Annotated in this window: 26 protein-coding genes; 2 read left to right on the top strand and 24 right to left on the bottom strand. The window is 48.6% G+C overall.

Features of this window, described 5'->3' with window-relative positions:
* Positions 1-439 precede the first annotated feature (439 nt).
* The gene (locus tag M3650_RS28565) at positions 440-664 is read right to left on the bottom strand and encodes a hypothetical protein (protein ID WP_251579562.1); all 225 of its coding nucleotides are present in this window, start codon (positions 662-664) and stop codon (positions 440-442) included.
* Between the two features lie 172 nt (positions 665-836).
* Positions 837-1,439, bottom strand: coding sequence for a stage II sporulation protein M (locus tag M3650_RS28560; RefSeq protein ID WP_251579560.1), 603 nt, complete (start codon positions 1,437-1,439; stop codon positions 837-839).
* Positions 1,440-1,660: 221 nt separating this feature from the next.
* On the opposite strand from M3650_RS28560, the gene pdaB reads away from it, so the two are divergent.
* Positions 1,661-2,464 (top strand): polysaccharide deacetylase family sporulation protein PdaB, encoded by an 804-nt coding sequence (gene pdaB, locus M3650_RS28555; RefSeq protein ID WP_251579557.1) that lies wholly within the window; start codon positions 1,661-1,663, stop codon positions 2,462-2,464.
* A 29-nt stretch (positions 2,465-2,493) separates the two neighbouring features.
* Here pdaB and M3650_RS28550 read toward each other — a convergent pair whose 3' ends face one another.
* Complete coding sequence (locus M3650_RS28550; protein WP_019420733.1) at positions 2,494-3,087, bottom strand: KinB-signaling pathway activation protein; 594 nt, start codon at positions 3,085-3,087, stop codon at positions 2,494-2,496.
* Positions 3,088-3,259: 172 nt separating this feature from the next.
* Here M3650_RS28550 and gerD point away from each other — a divergent pair, with 172 nt between their 5' ends.
* Entirely contained in the window at positions 3,260-3,943 is a 684-nt protein-coding gene (gene gerD, locus M3650_RS28545) for a spore germination lipoprotein GerD (protein ID WP_251579555.1), read from the top strand.
* Between the two features lie 49 nt (positions 3,944-3,992).
* Here gerD and M3650_RS28540 read toward each other — a convergent pair whose 3' ends face one another.
* From M3650_RS28540 to rpsE, 21 genes are all read right to left on the bottom strand, one after another.
* On the bottom strand, positions 3,993-5,120 hold the full coding sequence (locus tag M3650_RS28540) for an Mrp/NBP35 family ATP-binding protein (protein WP_251579554.1): 1,128 nt from the start codon (positions 5,118-5,120) through the stop codon (positions 3,993-3,995).
* Positions 5,121-5,193: 73 nt separating this feature from the next.
* Positions 5,194-5,958 (bottom strand): N-acetylmuramoyl-L-alanine amidase CwlD, encoded by a 765-nt coding sequence (gene cwlD / locus M3650_RS28535; RefSeq protein WP_019420730.1) that lies wholly within the window; start codon positions 5,956-5,958, stop codon positions 5,194-5,196.
* A gap of 111 nt (positions 5,959-6,069) precedes the next feature.
* Positions 6,070-7,245, bottom strand: a complete 1,176-nt coding sequence (gene sat, locus M3650_RS28530) for a sulfate adenylyltransferase (protein WP_251579553.1) — start codon at positions 7,243-7,245, stop codon at positions 6,070-6,072.
* 56 nt (positions 7,246-7,301) lie between these two features.
* Entirely contained in the window at positions 7,302-7,994 is a 693-nt protein-coding gene (locus M3650_RS28525) for a phosphoadenylyl-sulfate reductase (RefSeq protein WP_251579552.1), read from the bottom strand.
* 232 nt (positions 7,995-8,226) lie between these two features.
* Positions 8,227-9,300, bottom strand: coding sequence for a DUF2264 domain-containing protein (locus M3650_RS28520; RefSeq protein WP_251579563.1), 1,074 nt, complete (start codon positions 9,298-9,300; stop codon positions 8,227-8,229).
* Between the two features lie 296 nt (positions 9,301-9,596).
* Positions 9,597-9,989: a 30S ribosomal protein S9 gene (rpsI, locus tag M3650_RS28515; RefSeq protein WP_251579551.1), complete on the bottom strand. Its 393-nt coding sequence runs from the start codon at positions 9,987-9,989 to the stop codon at positions 9,597-9,599.
* Between the two features lie 21 nt (positions 9,990-10,010).
* Complete coding sequence (gene rplM, locus M3650_RS28510; RefSeq protein WP_019420725.1) at positions 10,011-10,448, bottom strand: 50S ribosomal protein L13; 438 nt, start codon at positions 10,446-10,448, stop codon at positions 10,011-10,013.
* A 227-nt stretch (positions 10,449-10,675) separates the two neighbouring features.
* A complete protein-coding gene (gene truA, locus M3650_RS28505; RefSeq protein ID WP_251579550.1) occupies positions 10,676-11,476 on the bottom strand; it encodes a tRNA pseudouridine(38-40) synthase TruA in 801 nt (266 codons plus the stop codon).
* Positions 11,477-11,573: 97 nt separating this feature from the next.
* A complete protein-coding gene (gene rplQ, locus M3650_RS28500; RefSeq protein ID WP_019420723.1) occupies positions 11,574-11,939 on the bottom strand; it encodes a 50S ribosomal protein L17 in 366 nt (121 codons plus the stop codon).
* A 33-nt stretch (positions 11,940-11,972) separates the two neighbouring features.
* Entirely contained in the window at positions 11,973-12,917 is a 945-nt protein-coding gene (locus tag M3650_RS28495; protein ID WP_019420722.1) for a DNA-directed RNA polymerase subunit alpha, read from the bottom strand.
* Positions 12,918-13,054: 137 nt separating this feature from the next.
* Entirely contained in the window at positions 13,055-13,450 is a 396-nt protein-coding gene (rpsK, locus tag M3650_RS28490) for a 30S ribosomal protein S11 (protein WP_019420721.1), read from the bottom strand.
* A gap of 16 nt (positions 13,451-13,466) precedes the next feature.
* Complete coding sequence (rpsM, locus tag M3650_RS28485) at positions 13,467-13,835, bottom strand: 30S ribosomal protein S13 (protein WP_019420720.1); 369 nt, start codon at positions 13,833-13,835, stop codon at positions 13,467-13,469.
* Positions 13,836-13,853: 18 nt separating this feature from the next.
* Positions 13,854-13,967, bottom strand: a complete 114-nt coding sequence (rpmJ, locus tag M3650_RS28480) for a 50S ribosomal protein L36 (RefSeq protein ID WP_003333770.1) — start codon at positions 13,965-13,967, stop codon at positions 13,854-13,856.
* 100 nt (positions 13,968-14,067) lie between these two features.
* Positions 14,068-14,283 carry a translation initiation factor IF-1 gene (gene infA / locus M3650_RS28475; protein WP_006676514.1) on the bottom strand — a complete coding sequence of 72 codons (216 nt, stop codon included), beginning with the start codon at positions 14,281-14,283 and terminating at the stop codon, positions 14,068-14,070.
* A 2-nt stretch (positions 14,284-14,285) separates the two neighbouring features.
* Positions 14,286-14,597 (bottom strand): KOW domain-containing RNA-binding protein, encoded by a 312-nt coding sequence (locus M3650_RS28470; protein ID WP_019420718.1) that lies wholly within the window; start codon positions 14,595-14,597, stop codon positions 14,286-14,288.
* A gap of 10 nt (positions 14,598-14,607) precedes the next feature.
* On the bottom strand, positions 14,608-15,360 hold the full coding sequence (map, locus tag M3650_RS28465) for a type I methionyl aminopeptidase (RefSeq protein ID WP_019420717.1): 753 nt from the start codon (positions 15,358-15,360) through the stop codon (positions 14,608-14,610).
* 5 nt (positions 15,361-15,365) lie between these two features.
* On the bottom strand, positions 15,366-16,010 hold the full coding sequence (locus M3650_RS28460) for an adenylate kinase (RefSeq protein ID WP_019420716.1): 645 nt from the start codon (positions 16,008-16,010) through the stop codon (positions 15,366-15,368).
* A gap of 144 nt (positions 16,011-16,154) precedes the next feature.
* Positions 16,155-17,453 carry a preprotein translocase subunit SecY gene (secY, locus tag M3650_RS28455; RefSeq protein ID WP_019420715.1) on the bottom strand — a complete coding sequence of 433 codons (1,299 nt, stop codon included), beginning with the start codon at positions 17,451-17,453 and terminating at the stop codon, positions 16,155-16,157.
* The gene (rplO, locus tag M3650_RS28450) at positions 17,453-17,893 is read right to left on the bottom strand and encodes a 50S ribosomal protein L15 (protein ID WP_019420714.1); all 441 of its coding nucleotides are present in this window, start codon (positions 17,891-17,893) and stop codon (positions 17,453-17,455) included. Before rplO ends, secY begins: the two co-directional genes overlap by 1 nt.
* Positions 17,894-17,984: 91 nt before the next feature.
* Positions 17,985-18,170, bottom strand: coding sequence for a 50S ribosomal protein L30 (gene rpmD, locus M3650_RS28445; protein ID WP_019420713.1), 186 nt, complete (start codon positions 18,168-18,170; stop codon positions 17,985-17,987).
* Positions 18,171-18,183: 13 nt separating this feature from the next.
* Positions 18,184-18,681, bottom strand: coding sequence for a 30S ribosomal protein S5 (rpsE, locus tag M3650_RS28440; protein WP_019420712.1), 498 nt, complete (start codon positions 18,679-18,681; stop codon positions 18,184-18,186).
* Between the last annotated feature and the right edge of the window lies 1 nt (position 18,682).

Raw genomic sequence — 18,682 nt, 5'->3', positions numbered from 1 at the left:
CGCCAGCGTTCGTCCTGAGCCAGGATCAAACTCTCCGTTAAAGTTAGTTTGACTTGCTCATGTATTGCTGACGAGGTTGTTAACCTCTATTACACAAACGTTTCACTCGTTGTTCAGTTTTCAAAGAGCAATCTTTATTTCATCAAGCAACCAATTTTCTTAGTTACTTTCTTTTTCTCACCGCCGTATCAGCGGCGACTTTTATAATATATCATGTCTTTCAGTTGAAGTCAATAACTTTTTTAAAGTTTTTTCTTCAACTTTCGTTTTCTCTTCTGTCGACAAGTTTTTTTCAAAACTCGATTTAGAAGGGACGAGAAATAATTTATCATAAATCGAATGCCTAGTCAACACATTTTTCGATATTTTATGCAATCCAGTTTCATTCATATCCTGACGCGCATTTCCACGCTTCGTTCCATTTAGACTTACATGTCAATTACATAGGAATAATGCGATGATTCCGTGCATATCTGGATAGTTCCTTCGGCGAAGCAATGCGAGCATACATCCTGAAGACGGTGCGATACCGTTTGGATATTGCTTGACGAACTTCTGCGTCCAATCGGTTATCACTCAAATCAAGCAGCATTTCATCTAATTCTTTCCGTAGCATGTAGCTCAGTTCTTTGCATTCTCTCTCATTAAACAGAAAACCTAACATTACGCAGCAGCCTCCCTTAACGACAATACAACACACCATCGACTCTAACAATCCGGACATTCTTCAGCTTCACGTCGCCTTCGCTACCGGCTTCCAATGAAGCCAAAGAATACCGCTTTACTGTTATGCACAATTTTATGATGTTTTATCACAAGGCCGGTACGTAATCATTTTATTTCATTAGCCACAATGTTACGGTACTCTCAATGACTGCGGCAATTAGCAGCAAGGCGGTCACCCATACCGCACCGGCACCTGTACGCTTGGTCCATTCCGCTAGACTCACCTCTCTTCGCCGTTCCCGCTTCCCGAACCATTTTCTCAACAGCAGCATACCGAATTTCATGCCATAAGCTCCGGCAATCAAAATTGCGGGGATTTCCAAAATACCGTGAGGAAGCACCCCCTTAACAACCAGCTCCGCAATATCAACACCTTTTGACTCCATTACACGCAGCAAGAATCCGATCACCATTCCGTTTACTAGTAGAAATCCAGCTGGGATGAGACCGAACGCGATGCCTGCAAACATGATCAACACCGCTTTAATGGCGTTATTATAAAAAATAAACACAAAGAACGACAGCTCCTGATTATCGGACTGCATCAATTGATTGCGAGCCCCTTCAAGACCCTGCAGCTGCTGAAGCACGAATTGCTCCAGCCCGCTCCAATTGTTGCCGAGTACATAGCCGGCCGTAAAGATCACCACAGAGGCAAGCAAATACCAGCGTAATTCTTTCAGCGTGTTCCACCATGAAGCTAGACTTAGCATAACTTCTATACCCTCTCTTTTCCCGTGCTCTTCCAAATACCATACGTAGTGAAGCCTGGAGATCACTACGGAATTTCTTGGGAAAGCTGCGGTCTTATTTTATTACCCCAAGCATACAGTGTATTAAACAAGCATGACAAGCTGCACGATGGTGGCTTGTTCTTAAGCGTAACTTCCCCTGTTCAATCTTTTGATCGTTACCGAGAGGAGCGCATTTTGTCATGAATTACTTTTATGTGTTTAGCGGTAAAAAAATGAAACGCGTCTTTTTCCTCGTCGTCGCCGCGCTATTCGCTGCTGGTGTCGTTTACGTGGAGAGTGACAACATCACCGTATTTTCAGAAGGGAGTCCTTCTGCCATCTACAGTGTGCCCACGGCTAAAAAGCTTATCGCGCTCACCTTCGACATAAGCTGGGGGGACAAGCGGACAGAGCCTATTCTTAAGATCCTTGAGGAGAAAGGGGTCAAGAAAGCAACATTCTTTCTCTCCTCCCCTTGGAGCAAGACCCATCCCGATATGGTGAAAAAGATCGTCGATACAGGATTCGAGGTTGGAAGCCACGGGCACAAGCATGTAAACTACAGCAGCCTAAGCGATGAAGAAATCCGCAAGCAGATTGCGACCGCACACCAGATCTTGTCAGATGTAACCGGCAAAGCGCCGAACTTGATTCGGATGCCGAACGGTGATTTCGACAAGCGAGTCCTTCGCATCGCTAACAGTCTGAATTATAAGGTTATTCAATGGGATACCGATTCATTGGATTGGAAAAATCCCGGCGTGGACACGATCGTAAATCGTGTCGTTAAGAAAGCGCACCCTGGCGATATCGTGCTGCTGCATGCAAGCGATTCGTGCAAGCAGACCCATCTAGCCCTTCCGGCCATCATCGATCAGCTTCGCGCGCAAGGCTACGAATTCGTCACCGTATCCGAACTCATTCAGCAGACGGAATTGAAAAGTAAAACCATTCAAGACCAATCTACGATGAATCAGCATTTGCACGATGCGGCGGGAATGTAGCCCAACTAAAAAAGCTGACGGAACCCCCGTCAGCTTTCTTTTTTGTCCAGAATGCGGTGCAAAATGAGAATTTGGTAAGCATTGCATGCCGCAAGCGGAATATAGACGAACCACGTAGCCATGTTGCCGATGGTAAGCGCTGACAACGTTTCGATAGTCGTAACCGCAATCATGAAGAATACCGTCGGAATGAACGCGGAACGATTCGTCGCCCGTACTTTGTAATAAGCAACGACAAGCGCAACCAGCAGCACGACGATACCGAGAATAATGTCATTCACACCGTTCGTTACAGCGTCACCTGCGAGCAAGGTGCGAAGGAACATTAAGTCCAGCCACACGATAACTGTAAGCAGAACTTGAACGTACGGCCACGCCTTCTTAAAAATACCGAGAGCGATGTAATTCAGCGTCAAATAGGCAAAGAAACCCATCTGCGAATATACGCTGATCATACAACCGCTTAGTATCAGCTGCAGCACATTCAGCATAATATCCACTGGACCGTTAAAATTAGAAAACTCTTGTTGGAACACCTGTAAGGAGAGACCAATAATAAGTGTAATCGCTCCACCTAGACATAGTGTCGTCCAGAATAAATAAGACCATTTTTTCAAATTCAAGGCGCTCCACCTCCACAATGTTCATTATTTTACCAATCTTCTCAGCAAAAAACTATCGCTGTCAAACATAATTCATAATTTTCTCTGCCATACTACGCGTGAAGGACGGATTTTGCAGCGGATTTTATCGAACGCGCAGCGTCCATTCAGGACAGAAAGGAGGGCCTATTCCATGAAGTCAAGATTCATTCGTCTTACGCTGGTTGGCGCCATGTTCGTCACGCTCCTATCCGCCTGTGGCATGGAACAGCAAGCTTCGAGCACTACAATGGATTATAAGGATCTAAAGACCATGGTGGTGGACATCCTCAAGACAGAAGAAGCGCAAAAAGCCATACAGTCGTCCCCATCCGGCGGCGGGATGCAAATGAAATCCTTAAATATGCAGCAGCAAGAACAAATCCGGACGGCAGTAAAGGACACACTCATTTCACCTGATTATCAGCAAACGGTAGAAAAAGTGATGACTGACCCGAAATTCGCCGGTGAATTCGCGAAAGTCGTTAGTAAAGAAAATAAACAAATTCATAAAGAATTGATTAAGGATCCCGCTTATCAGCAATCCGTCGGAGATATTATTAAATCCCCTGACATGATGAAGTCATATTTAGACATGATGAAGACCCCGGAGTACCGCAAGCAGCTGATGGCGGTCGTCAAGGATTCGATGAGCAGTCCCATCTTCAGGCTCGAAGTTATGGATTTATTAAGTAAAGTTGTAAAGGAAGAGCTGCAGCCGAAGGAAAAGGGCGGTAAGAAAGGAAAAGGCGGAGAACAGAAGGAAGGCGGCAGTAGCGAGGGCAGCGGTGGAGGCGGCGACGATGATGGCGGCAGCGATAGTGGCTCTGGATCCTAGAGCGCTTACAAAACAAGAGGGAGCCGCGATGGCATCCCTCTTCACGCCGTTATGATTTTAATCGATGATCTACACTTCTGGCCAATTCCATGTATTGCGCTCCAATGATGGACTCTTCTTTATATACAGAAGGTGCGAACTCCCGTTCGGAAGGGTGGTTGTCCGTACTTCCAAGCGGAATCTGCGCGAGCAGGTCGACGTGAAGCTCTTCTGCCAGCTTCGCGCCGCCTCCGCGCCCAAATACATACTGCTTCTCGCCGCATTTTCCGCATTCGAGATATGCCATATTCTCGACGATACCTAGAATATCATGCTTTGTATGAATCGCCATCGTCCCTGCTCTTGCAGCAACAAATGCCGCGGTCGCATGTGGTGTAGTGACGATAATTTCCTTGCTCTGGGGTATCATCTGATGGACATCAAGCGCGACATCGCCGGTTCCAGGCGGGAGGTCCAGCAGCACATAGTCAAGTTCGCCCCACTCCACCTCTTGGAAAAAGTTACGGAGCATCTTGCCCAGCATTGGCCCGCGCCATACGACTGGGCTGTTGTCCTCGACAAAGAATCCCATGGACATCACTTTCACGCCAAAGCGCTCCATCGGTATAATGAGATTGTCCACTACTACCGGCCGCTCATCAATGCCCATCATGTCGGGCACACTAAAGCCGTAAATATCGGCATCAATCAATCCGACGCGCTTGCCAAGGCGTGCCAAGGCCACAGCCAAGTTGACCGTTACGGTTGATTTACCGACGCCGCCTTTTCCACTAGCTACAGCGATAAACTGTACCCCAGAGGTCGGATCAAGAAGCGGATGCTCAACTCCCGCTTGAGGTCCTTTTAGATTTTGGGCTGGTTGCCCTGTCCCCTGAGCTTGACCGGCTTGATCCTGAGCCGGCTTCAATCCGATTGCAGCCTGTTCGTGTTCAGAAGCAAGTCGGATACGAACATGAACATCTTGAATAGACAATGCGGACAAACGGCTCTTAATCTCCTGAGTTAACGCTTCTCTTGCCGCTGCATCCGCAGCCTGAGGGGTGATTACCGCAGTTAACTTCACTTCCCCCGTTCTGACCATCATATCTCGAATCCAGCCTATGCTTGTCATGTTTTGTCCGGTTACCGACTCTTTCAAACCTTGCAGCGCTTGCAGCACTTCCTCTTTCGTAATCAAGATGGCACCTCGTCTCATATCAAGGTCTATTGATAAATGATGAATGATGTACGATTACTATTATAGCACAGCTTCACTTTTTACCAATGTTTTCCCCTGCTATAAATCGCAAAATCCCTTTATACACCGAGGCTGCCACCTTGCGCTGATATTGCTCATCCGCTAACTTGCGCGATTCTTCCGGATTAGATAGGAATCCGACTTCCACGAGTGCGGTCGGCATACTTACCTTATCCATCAAATATAAGCGCCGGTCGACCGGCTTAGCCACCCGCTCTGTATTCTCCAAGTTCCGGCGAATTTCCGATTGAATCCACTTGGCGAGCCGCTCGCTCTCCGGATTGCGCGCCGTATAAAAAGTTTGCGCCCCATTCCAGCGCTGAGAAGGGATGCTGTTCATATGCAAACTGATGAGAAGATCCGCTTTTTTCTCTTCCACAAAGCTGACCCGCTGCTTCAAATCCTCGGCTTTCCGCCTCGCATATCCTTTTGTATCCCCATTGGCAAGGTCATAGTCCCCTTCTCGCGTCATGAAGACAACTGCACCGGCCTGCTGCAAGTAATCGCGCAAATATAAAGCGATAGACAGATTAATGTCCTTCTCGATGACTCCTTGCCGGCTTACCGCTCCACCATCCGGTCCACCGTGTCCCGCATCAATGGCGATCACCTTGCCGGACAAAGGTATTGTCCAATAGGTCCATGTCTTTGTAACTGGCATATCGGCAGTCATAATGACGATGACGATAAGCACAAGACAAATGCTAATGATCCACTGCCGGACATGGCGCAGCGGTATCCACAGGATGGAAGTCTTTCGCTGCTTCTTTTCACTCATAAAATAAGTCCACCTCCGCCCCCATACAGACTCCTAATCATCTATATGGGACAGGGTGGACAAATATACGTCGCTTCAAAGGATATCCTTCTAATCAGTTGGATTCCTCGTCTACACGTCGCTGGATACAGACTGCGCCATGCCTTCAATAAGAATGCGCGCCACTTCCGGACGCGAGAACTGCGGCGGCGGGCATGTGCCGTCACGAAGTAAAGCCCGCACCTTTGTTCCAGACAGCGCCACATGCTGTTCCTTCGGATGAGGGCACGTCTTGCTGGATGCCATATTGCCGCAGGTGATGCAGAAAAAGCTATGCTCGAAGAAGAGCGGTTGAATCCCCAGTTCCTCAGGGGAGAATAAACGAAAGACTTCTTGCGCTTCATACGTTCCGTAATAGTCTCCTACACCCGCATGATCACGGCCGACGATAAAGTGGGTACAGCCGTAATTTTTACGTACGATAGCATGGAAGATCGCTTCTCTCGGACCCGCATAACGCATCGCAGCTGGAAATACGCCGAGAAATACCCGGTCCTCTGGATAATAATGCTCCAGCAGGCTCACATAGCTGCGCATCCGCACATCTGCAGGCACATCGTCTGATTTCGTCTCCCCGACTAACGGATTCAAAAATAATGCATCGACGATTTCCATCGCGCTCTTCTGAATATATTCATGCGCCCGATGAACGGGGTTACGGGTCTGGAAGCCTACAACTGTCCGCCAACCCCGCTCTTCGAACAGGCGGCGGGTATCAGCGGGATCAAAGTAATACTGTTCGAATTGCTCAGGCTTTGCACGCTGCAGCACTAGTACGTTTCCGCCAACATACGTATCGGGACGCTCCAGCAGCTTCTGCACTCCCGGATGCTCCGAGTCTGCCGTCTTGAATACTTGTTCGGCTTCCTTTAACTGGTCCACGCTATATATACTTTCAACGTCTATCGTTCCATAGATGATTCCATCCTCTTCCCCGATAAGTGCAGCGGTTGAGCCTATCGTCAACGTCTCGGCGATGTATTCCGGAACGGCAAGCGTGATTGGCAGGCTCCATACTGTACCATCTGCCAAGCGCATTCGTTCTACGACGCTCCTATAGTCATTTGCATTCATAAATCCAGTGAGCGGAGAGAACGCGCCGACACCTATCAAATCTAAATCCGAGAGCGTACGCCGATTGATGTGTATTTCCGGCAACGATTTGGCTTCGTTGAGCTTCCGTTCAATATCCTGTTCAGGAACGAATCGATTGATGAGTTGTCCGCCATGAGGCAAAATTGAGGTCATAACTGAAGTCTCCCTTCAAGAGGTTGTTCAAAAAGTCTCCTTTTGAACACGCACTTCTATTTGTGTAGTCCACACTCGACTTTTTCGCTTCCTGACCAACGCCCTGCACGAGGGTCCTCTCCTGGCTGTACTGCACGTGTGCAATGAATGCAGCCGATACTAGGATAATTGAGATCATGAAGCGGATTGTAGATGACGTTATGGCTATGAATGTAATTCCAGACATCTTCCCAACTCCATGCCGCTAGCGGGTTGAATTTAATTAATCCGAATTTGGTGTCATACTCCACCTTCTTCGCATTGGCACGTGTCCGCGCTTGATCGCGGCGTATGCCCGTAATCCAAGCATCATATTTACTTAATATTCCTGTTAATGGTTCTACTTTACGCAAGTTGCAGCAAAGATTGGAGTTATTCAACCATAATTGATCGCCGTAGGCTTCGGCTTGAGCTTCAGGGGAAAGTTCAGGGGCTACGCGAACAAATTCCAAATCGTAACGTTCAGAGATGCGATTACGGGTGTTATACGTTTCATCGAAATGAAACTCCGTATCCAGATAGAAAATATCGGTTGATGGACTGAGCCGCTGCAGCATATCGACTAAAACGACATCTTCCGCACCAAAGCTGCAAGCAAACGTCAAATTCGGAAAGGCTTGAACAGCCTCAGCAATAACTTCTTCCGGTTCAGCATGTTCGAATTGTTCCGCTTTCTCACTTACGAACGCTTCCTTTTCCAACAAATTCATAATTGCATCCTCCGCATACTCATTTTAATTCATAGTATTTTGGTATGTTTTGTATACTTTATAATTATAGAATGTTTCCTATCTTTGTCAATTTGTTTTTTCTGTATTTTGAACCGACATTACAGCCTATTCCGGGCGATCGCCCTAGGTGAATCAAAATTGGGTATAAAAACACCGATACCTGCGTGAGGTATCGGTGTGCTTGTTGAGGAACCAATATGACAAATGAAACTCATTCATGCAACGCATAATCGATAGAGAATGGCTGCCCAGACCAAGCTTTCTTCGAAGTCCACTCCGCCCCCCCTTGCCAGAACGGATGCGACAGGGACAAGGCGAGCGGCAGAAGCGCAGTCGAGCAAAGATAGAGGCTGCCGGTCGAGATATACGTCTCACCGATGTCCGGTTGATGTCCGCAAAATCCAACCGTCAACCATCCATCTCGTGTGTAGGTGCCCGGCGCATCCATCATACGACGCATCACAGCCGTCAAGCCGCATCGCACCTGCGATGGAGTCATTGATTCAGGCAGTTCATCAAGCCATGCGATCTGTGCAAGCGTCTGCAATGCGCCGCAGCGGTAAGCTAACGAACGGCCAACAGGAGGGATCGTTCCTTCCGGAGATATGCTGCGCTCCTGCTGCAACGCATATCGCTGTGCTCGCCTTAACACGCTCGGCTTCATCTTGTTCCAATCCGGATACAGATCGCCAAGCAATCGGAGCATATCGAGCAGCATTGACTGAATCACGAAGCTGTTGTAATAATCTGCGTGGTACGCTGGCCCGTCACCGTATATTCCGTCACCGACATACCACTGCTCATGCTGCTTTAATGCGTAACGCATCGGATCCCATTCCGCTTCGCCAACATGATATAGTGCCGCTTCAATCATTGCGGAGAACAGCAGCCAGTTGTTGAAATGCGGCTTACGCATCCGGGTGCTCTTCCACGCTGTAATGACATTGCGCTTGACCCGTTCGCTTAACGGGTTCCATAGCGCCTCCGGCGCACGCAGCACACCTTGGCACAGAAACGCCGTATCGACGATCGGTTGGTATCCAGAGGCGAAGTTCATATAGTCTGGTGAATTCGGATCAGTAGCAGCGTCCATAGCTTCCACATACAGCTTGCTCAGTTCCAGCCGGAGCTGCTCCTCTTCCGCAAGACCACCTACCGAACCGAGCCAAGGCGCGATTCCGGCCATCAGCCGCCCGAATGCCTCCAGGTATGTATAGTACTCCCGATCCACACCGTTGGACTCGATCGGCATATCAAGCTTCAATCGGCGCTCCGCCAGCGCCATCAATACGGGACGCGCTACCCGATTGAGCACCTCTAGCCAATATTGTCGGTCTACTACTGCCGGCTCGTCTCCATTCCGCTGCTCAGCATATTTTTCCTTGCCACCGTCTTGATTAACCTGTCCCGACCTTCTCGCTTCATTCTCTTCGCCCCCATCCCTCATATCCCCGAAATAAGCTACCTTCGACGTTTATTATATCGAATGATGGCGCGTTGTGAGCATGATATCTGTTATACGCAAAAAAACCCTCTTGCGACCGTAGTCGTAAGAGGGTTGATTCCGTTCGTAATCCAATCTTAACGTTTCGAGAACTGAGGCGCACGACGAGCTGCTTTAAGACCGTATTTTTTACGCTCTTTCATACGTGGATCGCGCGTCAGGAAGCCTGCTTTTTTCAAAGACGGACGAAGCTCTGGATCAGCTTTCAGCAATGCACGGGAAATACCGTGACGAATTGCGCCAGCTTGACCAGTGATACCGCCGCCATGAGCCAGAACCAACACGTCATATTTGCCGAGTGTTTCTGTAAGGTTCAACGGTTGCTTCACGATAAGCTTCAAAGTTTCCAAACCGAAGTATTCATTAAGGTCGCGTTTGTTGATAACGATGCGGCCTTCGCCCGGTACTAGGCGAACGCGCGCTACCGAATGCTTACGACGACCTGTCCCATAGTATTGTACTTGTGCCATGAAACTGTCCTCCCCTTTCTATTATCCGCGAAGTTCGTAAACTTCAGGTTGTTGTGCTTGATGTGGGTGCTCTACGCCGGCATAAACTTTAACACGAAGTTTCATTTTATTGCCCATGCGCGTTTTTGGCAGCATGCCTTGAACAGCGAGTTCCACCATACGCTCAGGTTTTTTGTTCAACATTTCTTGAGCGCTTGTCACTTTCAAACCACCTGGATAGAAAGAGTGACGGTAGTACATTTTGTTTTGCAATTTCTTGCCAGTCAACACGATTTTGTCAGCGTTAACGATGACAACGAAGTCACCTGTATCAACGTGAGGCGTAAATGTTGTTTTGTGTTTGCCGCGAATCAATGCAGCTGCTTCACTTGCCAGACGACCAAGCGTCTTACCTTCAGCGTCAATAATGTGCCATTTGCGCTCAACTTCAGCTGGCTTGGCCATGTATGTGGTACGCATGAAATATCCTCCTCTGATGACATTTGACGCAACAGTAAGTTGCGTTACAAATTCATTGTTAACGTTCATTCCATTGTTGCATGTCTATATTCGTTCAACTCAATGTTATGTCTTGTTAAAAACTGCTACAAGCAGTGTGATTTCTTTATCGGGGCCGTGGGAAGCCTAAAGAAACACAAATGTTATTTTACAATATTAAAGCGATTTTTGCAAGGGATTTTTTCGATTCACTTGGATGCGTTGTTATCCGTGTGAAACTGTTCTTCTCCATTGTAATCCACGTGCCAGAGTGTAAGTCCGTGGGGTACTGCAGTTGGACCGGCGGCTTTTCGACTCTTGGCTTCCAAAATGCGTGGAATATCAGCCGGAATGAGCTTTCGTTCGCCAACCCGCAAGAGTGTCCCTGCAATGATGCGCACCATATTGTATAGAAATCCGTTTCCGGTCAGTTCCAAATGAAGGCGGCCCCTGCCCTCTTCCCCTGTCTCACTTGGCTCAATATCCAACCGAGCGGTGTAAAGGGTACGCACATTGGACGTTTTCGTCGATTTCGGCGAAACGAAAGAAGTAAAGTCATGCTCTCCAACAAAATAGCGGACTGCCTCTTGCATGGCTGTCATATCAAGAGGTCTGTGATAATGGAATTCATAATTCCGGCGGAACACATCCGGTTGCCGTTCTGCACATATGGAGTAACGATACGTCTTGCGTTTCGCCGAGTAGCGAGCGTGGAATGACTGCGGCGCTTCCCAGGCTTCTCGAATGACGATGTCATCAGGTAATCGTGAATTCAACGCCAGACACCAGCGGTCGGCAGGAATCATCGATGCGGTTGCAAAGTTGAACACTTGACCGTACGCATGAACTCCTGCGTCTGTGCGGCCAGATGCCATAATGGACGTCTGTTCGTTGGTCAGCATGTATATCGCGCGTTCGATGCGGCCTTGAACCGTATCCAGCTCCGGTTGAGCTTGAAAACCGCAGTAAGCTGTCCCGTCATAGCTTAATACCATTCCAATGTTACGCATTGGTTGTAACCCTCCCGATAAAAAGAAAAGCTCCTCAGGGGGAGCCTTCCTTCACGCCGCAAAATGCGTCGTTATCGTACGTGTGACATCACCGCGATTACGCGCGGTCAACCAGTTCCAAATACACCATAGGCGCGGAGTCGCCACGGCGAGGACCAAGTTTCAAAATGCGCGTATATCCGCCCGGACGCTCAGCATAACGTGGTGCTAGCTCCGAGAACAGCTTTTGAATTGCGTCTTGTTCGCCATTCAACGTTTCGCGGCGCACGAATGCAGCCACTTGACGACGAGCATGCAAATCACCGCGTTTTGCAGACGTGATTAGTTTTTCAGCGATGGAACGAACTTCCTTCGCCTTCGCTTCTGTCGTTTGAATGCGCTCATACAAGAACAAGTCAGTTACCAAGTCGCGGAACAATGCTTTACGGGCACTGGAATCGCGACCCAACTTTTGGTATGCCATTGCTATTTCCCCTCCTTCTAAGCCAAGTCCCGTTTAGTCTTCCATGCGTAAGCCCAATCCGAGTTCTTCGAGCTTCTCTTGAACTTCCTCCAAAGACTTGCGGCCCAAGTTGCGAACCTTCATCATATCTTCTTCGGTCTTCGTAATCAGCTCTTGAACCGTATTGATGCCTGCACGCTTCAAGCAGTTATAGGAACGAACGGAGAGATCGAGCTCTTCGATAGTCATCTCAAGCACTTTCTCTTTCTTGTCTTCCTCTTTTTCGACCATGATTTCTGCGTCTTTCGCTTCATCCGTCAATCCGACGAAAAGCATCAGATGCTCCGTCAAAATTTTCGCGCCGAGGCTCACCGCTTCTTCTGGTCGAATGCTTCCATCCGTCCACACTTCAAGGGTTAACTTGTCGTAGTTGGTTACTTGACCTACACGCGTATTTTCAACGCTGTAGTTTACACGCGAAATCGGTGTGTAAATCGAATCTACCGGGATAACCCCGATAGGTTGGTCTTCCCGTTTGTTTCGATCCGCAGGAACGTAACCACGTCCACGATTTGCGAAGATTCGCATGTGGAGTCTGGAGCCTTGTGCTAATGTCGCAATGCGGAGATCCGGGTTCAAAATTTCCACATCGCTATCCGCTCGAATATCGCCAGCCGTTACAACCCCGTCGCCTTCCGCATCGATTTCGAGAACTTTCTCTTCATCAGAATGGATTTTCAGCGACAAGGACTTCAAATTCAAGATAATTTCAGTAACGTCTTCATAGACGCCTGGAATCGTCGAGAACTCATGTAAGACGCCGTCGATTTGAACAGACGTCACTGCCGCGCCCGGCAACGAGGAGAGCAGAATACGGCGCAGGGAGTTGCCCAGCGTTGTTCCGTATCCTCGCTCTAATGGTTCTACGACAAATTTGCCGTATGTGCCTTCCTCATTGACGTCAACGGTCTCAATTTTCGGCTTTTCGATCTCAATCACTGTATAACCCTCCTTCAAACGTCGCTGGCGTTTATCAACGTCAAACACCTAAGGTCGGTCGATTCATGCAGTATGCCTAAACAACCATTATTCCCAACAGGCGCTAGCTTAATACTACACGCATCGGTGTGCCATCATTAAACGCGACGACGTTTTGGTGGGCGGCAGCCGTTGTGCGGGATTGGCGTTACATCTTTGATCATGCTAACTTCCAAACCTGCAGCTTGCAAGGAACGGATGGCAGCTTCACGACCTGCGCCTGGTCCTTTAACCATAACTTCAACCGACTTCATGCCATGTTCCATTGCTGCTTTAGCAGCGGACTCAGCAGCCATTTGAGCTGCGAATGGCGTCGATTTACGAGAGCCTTTATAGCCCAAACCGCCGGAACTAGCCCAAGAAATTGCGTTGCCGTGTGGATCCGTGATAGTTACGATCGTGTTGTTAAACGTAGAACGGATGTGTGCCACACCGGTCTCAATATTTTTACGGTCACGACGTTTAGTACGTACGACTTTTTTTGGTTTAGCCATTGCTACTTATCCCCCCTTACTTCTTCTTGTTCGCTACCGTACGACGAGGGCCTTTACGTGTACGAGCATTTGTCTTAGTACGTTGTCCACGAACAGGCAATCCGCGACGATGACGGATACCACGATAGCATCCGATTTCAACCAAACGTTTCACGTTCAGAGAGATCTCACGACGAAGGTCACCCTCAACCTTTACCGTTTTGTCAATCAGCTCACGAATTTTGTTCACTTCGTCTTCCGTCAAATCGCGAACGCGAGTATTAGGGTTAACGCCAGCCTCAGTGATTACTTTTTTAGAAGTTGTTTTACCAATACCAAAAATGTATGTCAAGGCGATCTCAACGCGTTTATCCCGTGGCAAGTCTACACCAGCTATACGAGCCATTTACGCTACACCCCCTTCTTATCCTTGTTTTTGTTTGTGCTTTGGATTCTCACAGATTACCATAACATTGCCCTTGCGTCGAATGACTTTGCATTTTTCGCAAATTGGCTTAACAGAAGGTCTTACCTTCATGCTGAATACCTCCCAGTTCTCAAGTTGCACGTCAAACCGTCTTCTGACGCGTCGAACGGTCTGCAAGTGCATGCAAGCGCTGCTCGGAACGAGCCGAGTGCTACTTCCGATAAGTGATGCGACCTTTGCTCAAATCATATGGCGACAGTTGCACGACCACTTTGTCCCCCGTCAGGATACGGATGAAGTGCATCCGCAGCTTTCCGGAAACGTGGGCAAGAATTTGATGACCGTTCTCCAACTCAACCCGAAACGTCGCATTCGGCAACGGCTCAATGACCGTACCTTCCACTTCAATTACGTCTTCTTTGGCCACCGTCATTCTCCTCTCTGTTCAGCATGCTGAGCGGCTTGTTCCTCGGCAAACTTCGATATAACGTAACGAAGCTTGCTATTGGTTACCCGACCGCTTTCATTTAAACTTTGGACAACTTCATGACTCATTGCGGTTTGCAATTCGAGATGAAGCAAGTTTTTTCGTTTAGGCTGGTCAAACTTACGTTTGTCCCCATCCGCTATCTTGACGTAGCGCGATTCTTCAATGCCAATGATGACTGCATACTTGCTGGCATCACGACCTCGAAGCACCTTGACGAATTGGCCGAGACGTGGTTCTCGCACTTCATTCATGTAAGTTCACCTACTCAACCAGCTTCGTCAAAATTTCGCAACCGTCCGGCGTCACAGCTACTGTATGCTCGAAATGAGCGCACAGCGTCCCGTCCACCGTCACGACCGTCCAGTTATCCGCGAGCGTCTTGACGTGTCGTTCTCCGGCAATGACCATCGGCTCAATCGCCAACGTCATGCCCGGTTTGAGCCGCGGGCCGCGATCCGGGATACCATAGTTCGGGATTTGCGGCTCTTCATGAAGCTCCGCACCGACCCCGTGCCCGACGTACTCCCGCACGACGGAAAAACCTGCATCTTCGATAACGCGTTGAATCGCGTGGGATATCGTGTACAGACGAACGTCTGGCTTTACCAAAGCGAGTCCCGCAAACAGCGATTGCTCGGTTACGTCAAGCAACTGCTGAGCCGACTCCGAAATGGCACCAACCCCGTAGGTCCAAGCCGAGTCGCCATGATACCCGCGGTATTCCGCACCGATATCGATGCTGATGATGTCGCCTTCGTTTAATTTGCGTTTGCCGGGAATGCCGTGTACCAGTTCTTCGTTAACTGATGCGCAAATGCTGCCAGAAAAACCATTATAGCCCTTGAACGAAGGTGTCGCTCCTTGACTGTGAATGAACGTTTCTGCGATTGAATCGAGTTCACGAGTCGTTATGCCCGGCTCAATCGATTTAGCCAGAAGACGATGCGTTTCCGCTACAATTCGTCCAGCTTCCCTCATGAAGCCTAGTTCCACTTCGGACTTACAAATGATCATTTGGTTTAACCTCGCAGTAAAGATACGATTTCAGATGTCACCGTATCAATTTCCTTCTCCCCGTCAACCTGACGCAACAAACCTTTGTTCTCATAATATTCGAGCAAAGGAGCCGTTTTGTTGATATATTCGTCAAGACGCGTGCCAACCTTCTCTTCGGAATCATCCGAACGCTGGTACAATTCGCCCTGGCATTTATCACAAACGCCCTCTTGTTTTGGCGGGTTAAACATGACATGGTACGTCGCGCCGCAAGATTTGCAAATGCGTCGTCCCGTAAGACGTGCCAGCAGCAAATTGCGGTCAACACTCAGGTCGATGACGTGATTCAGCTTGCGATTCAATTGTTCCAAAATTTCATCCAGAGCTTCGGCTTGCGCCAAAGTACGCGGGAATCCATCCAACAGGAAGCCTTGTTCACAATCCGGCTGCGCGAGACGTTCGCGCACGATGCCGACCGTAACGTCATCTGGAACGAGCAGACCTTGATCAATGTATTCTTTCGCTTTCAATCCGATGGGTGTGCCCTCGCGCATTGCTGCACGGAACGCGTCACCGGTCGAAATGTGTGGAATGCCGAATTGTGTAACGATACGTTCGGCCTGCGTTCCTTTTCCTGCCCCAGGAGGCCCCATGAATAGAATGTTCATCGAATGTCACTCCCTTTACTGTAAGCACAGGCTTAACTTCGTCGGAAGTGGGGTGCTTCGATGCCATTCGTTAAGCCTCTGCCCTACAAGAAACAGCACAATAGGTGCCGATGAGCCGTTCTTGGCTTCATCAGTACCTATCGCCTATTTGTTGATGAAACCTTTGTAATGGCGTTTAATCAATTGGCTCTCAATTTGCTTCATCGTATCCAGCGCAACGCCGACGATGATGAGAATTGAAGTACCACCGATTTGAACGGAACGCGGCAATCCGGCAAGTGCTCCGAAGAACACAGGCAAGATAGAGATAAGCGCCAGGAACAGCGCACCTGCCAACGTAATGCGGGACATAACCCGAGTCAAATACGTAGCAGTCGCTTTCCCAGGACGAATGCCCGGGATGTATCCGCCGTTCTTTTTCATTTGATCCGCCATTTGTTGCGGGTTCAATTGAACGAACGTGTAGAAGAACGTGAACCCGATAATCAACAGCACGTACAAGACCATGCCAAGCGGCTTGTCATAGTACATGTGGGTGATTACCCATTTGGCCCACGGCTTATCCGCCCAGAACTGCGCAATCGTAATTGGGAACATCAACAGCGATACTGCGAAGATGACCGGAATAACGCCAGCGCCATTTACTTTGAGTGGAATATGCGTGTTCTGCCCGCCGTACATTTTGTTACCAACAACACGTTTTGCGTATTGCACCGGGATTTTGCGGTTACCTTGCTGAATGAAGATAACACCGACCACTATCAACACGATGAACAACGCGATTAGAATCATTTTGACGATGTTCAGGAACATTTGTCCGCTGCCATCGATAAATTGCGAACGATAAATCTCGCCGATATGCGTAGGGACTCCCGCAACGATACCCGCAAAGATTAGGATCGAGATGCCGTTCCCGATGCCCTTCTCTGTGATTTGTTCACCAAGCCACATCAAGAAGGCCGTACCGGCAGTCAGTACAATGGCGATTACAATATAATCCGCAAATGTGGCTCCCGGAACCAATTCCATGCCATACATACGGTTAAATCCAATCGCTGTACCGAATGCTTGAATCAATCCCAAAATAATCGTGCCGTAGCGCGTAATCTGGGCTAGCTTACGTTTGCCGACTTCTCCTTCTTTCGCCCATTCCGCAAACTTTGGAATAACGTCCATGGTTAGAAGCTGCACGATAATGGATGCCGTAATGTACGGCATGATACCGAGCGCAAAGATGGAAAACTTGAACAACGCACCACCGGAGAACGTGTTCAGCAGGCTGAACAGGTCCGTTCCTTGGTTTGCTGAAGCAAAGACCGAAGTATCTACGCCAGGAACCGGAATGAAGGAACCGACGCGATATACGATCAAGACCATGAGTGTAAATAAAATCTTACGTCTCAGATCCTCGACTCGCCATATATTCGATACGGTCTTGAACATTAGATCACCTCGGATTTACCGCCGGCAGCCTCGATCTTCTCTACCGCAGATTGAGAGAACTTATTTGCTTTGACCGTCAATTTAACGGACAATTCACCATTACCCAAAATTTTGATTCCGCTCATTGGGTTTTTCACGATGCCTTGTTCCATCAGCAATTCCGGAGTTACTTCCGTGCCTGCTTCAAAGCGGTTCAATTCCGTCACGTTAATAACCGCATACTCTTTGCGAGTAGGGTTGATGAAACCGCGTTTTGGCAAACGACGGTACAGTGGGTTTTGTCCACCCTCGAAGCCTGGACGAACACCACCGCCGGAACGAGAATTTTGACCTTTATGACCACGGCCAGATGTCTTCCCATTTCCTGTCGCGATACCACGGCCAACGCGCTTACGTACGCTGCGGGAACCAGGTGCCGGAGAAAGTTCATTCAACTTCATCGTTCGACGCACCTCCTTAAATATTTATGCATTCATCATTAATTGTTGTACATGTTTCGAACAGTTGAATAGAAGCATGCAGTAGAGAACCTTATGCTTCGATTTCTTTTACTTCAACCAGATGTTTCACTTGATTGACCATTCCGCGGATCGCATCGTTGTCATTATGAACAACCGTCTGATTCATTTTGCGCAAGCCCAATGTGTTCACCGTGCTACGTTGAGTTTGCGGGCGACCGATCAGACTGCGAACGAGGGTAATTTGCAATTTCGCCATCTTTGTCCCCTCCTTATCCTAACAGTTCTTCAACGGATTTGCCGCGCAATTTCGCTACTTGTTCTGCCGTCTTCAGACGGGACAGACCTTCAAGCGTTGCGTTAACCATGTTCATAGAGTTCGAGGAACCAAGCGATTTCGTCAAGATATCGCCTACACCTGCCAACTCTAACACGGCGCGAACAGGACCGCCAGCGATAACCCCTGTACCTTCGGAAGCTGGTTTCAAGAGAACTTTACCAGCGCCGAACTGACCCATAACTTGGTGAGGGATTGTCGTGTTAACAAACGGAACATGAATCAGATTTTTCTTTGCGTCTTCGATGCCTTTGCGGATAGCGTCAGGTACTTCGGATGCTTTACCGATTCCTGCGCCGACCCAACCATTGCCATCTCCAACAACTACGAGTGCGCTGAAGCTAAAGCGGCGTCCGCCCTTTACGACTTTAGCTACGCGGTTAATTTGAACAACTTTTTCAGAAAGTTCTAACGTGTTTGGATCAACTCGCAAG

The organism is Paenibacillus sp. MER TA 81-3 (assembly GCF_023713585.1).
GTDB classification, from domain to species: Bacteria; Bacillota; Bacilli; order Paenibacillales; family Paenibacillaceae; genus Paenibacillus_B; species Paenibacillus_B profundus.
This window is presented reverse-complemented; position numbering and strand designations above follow the sequence as displayed.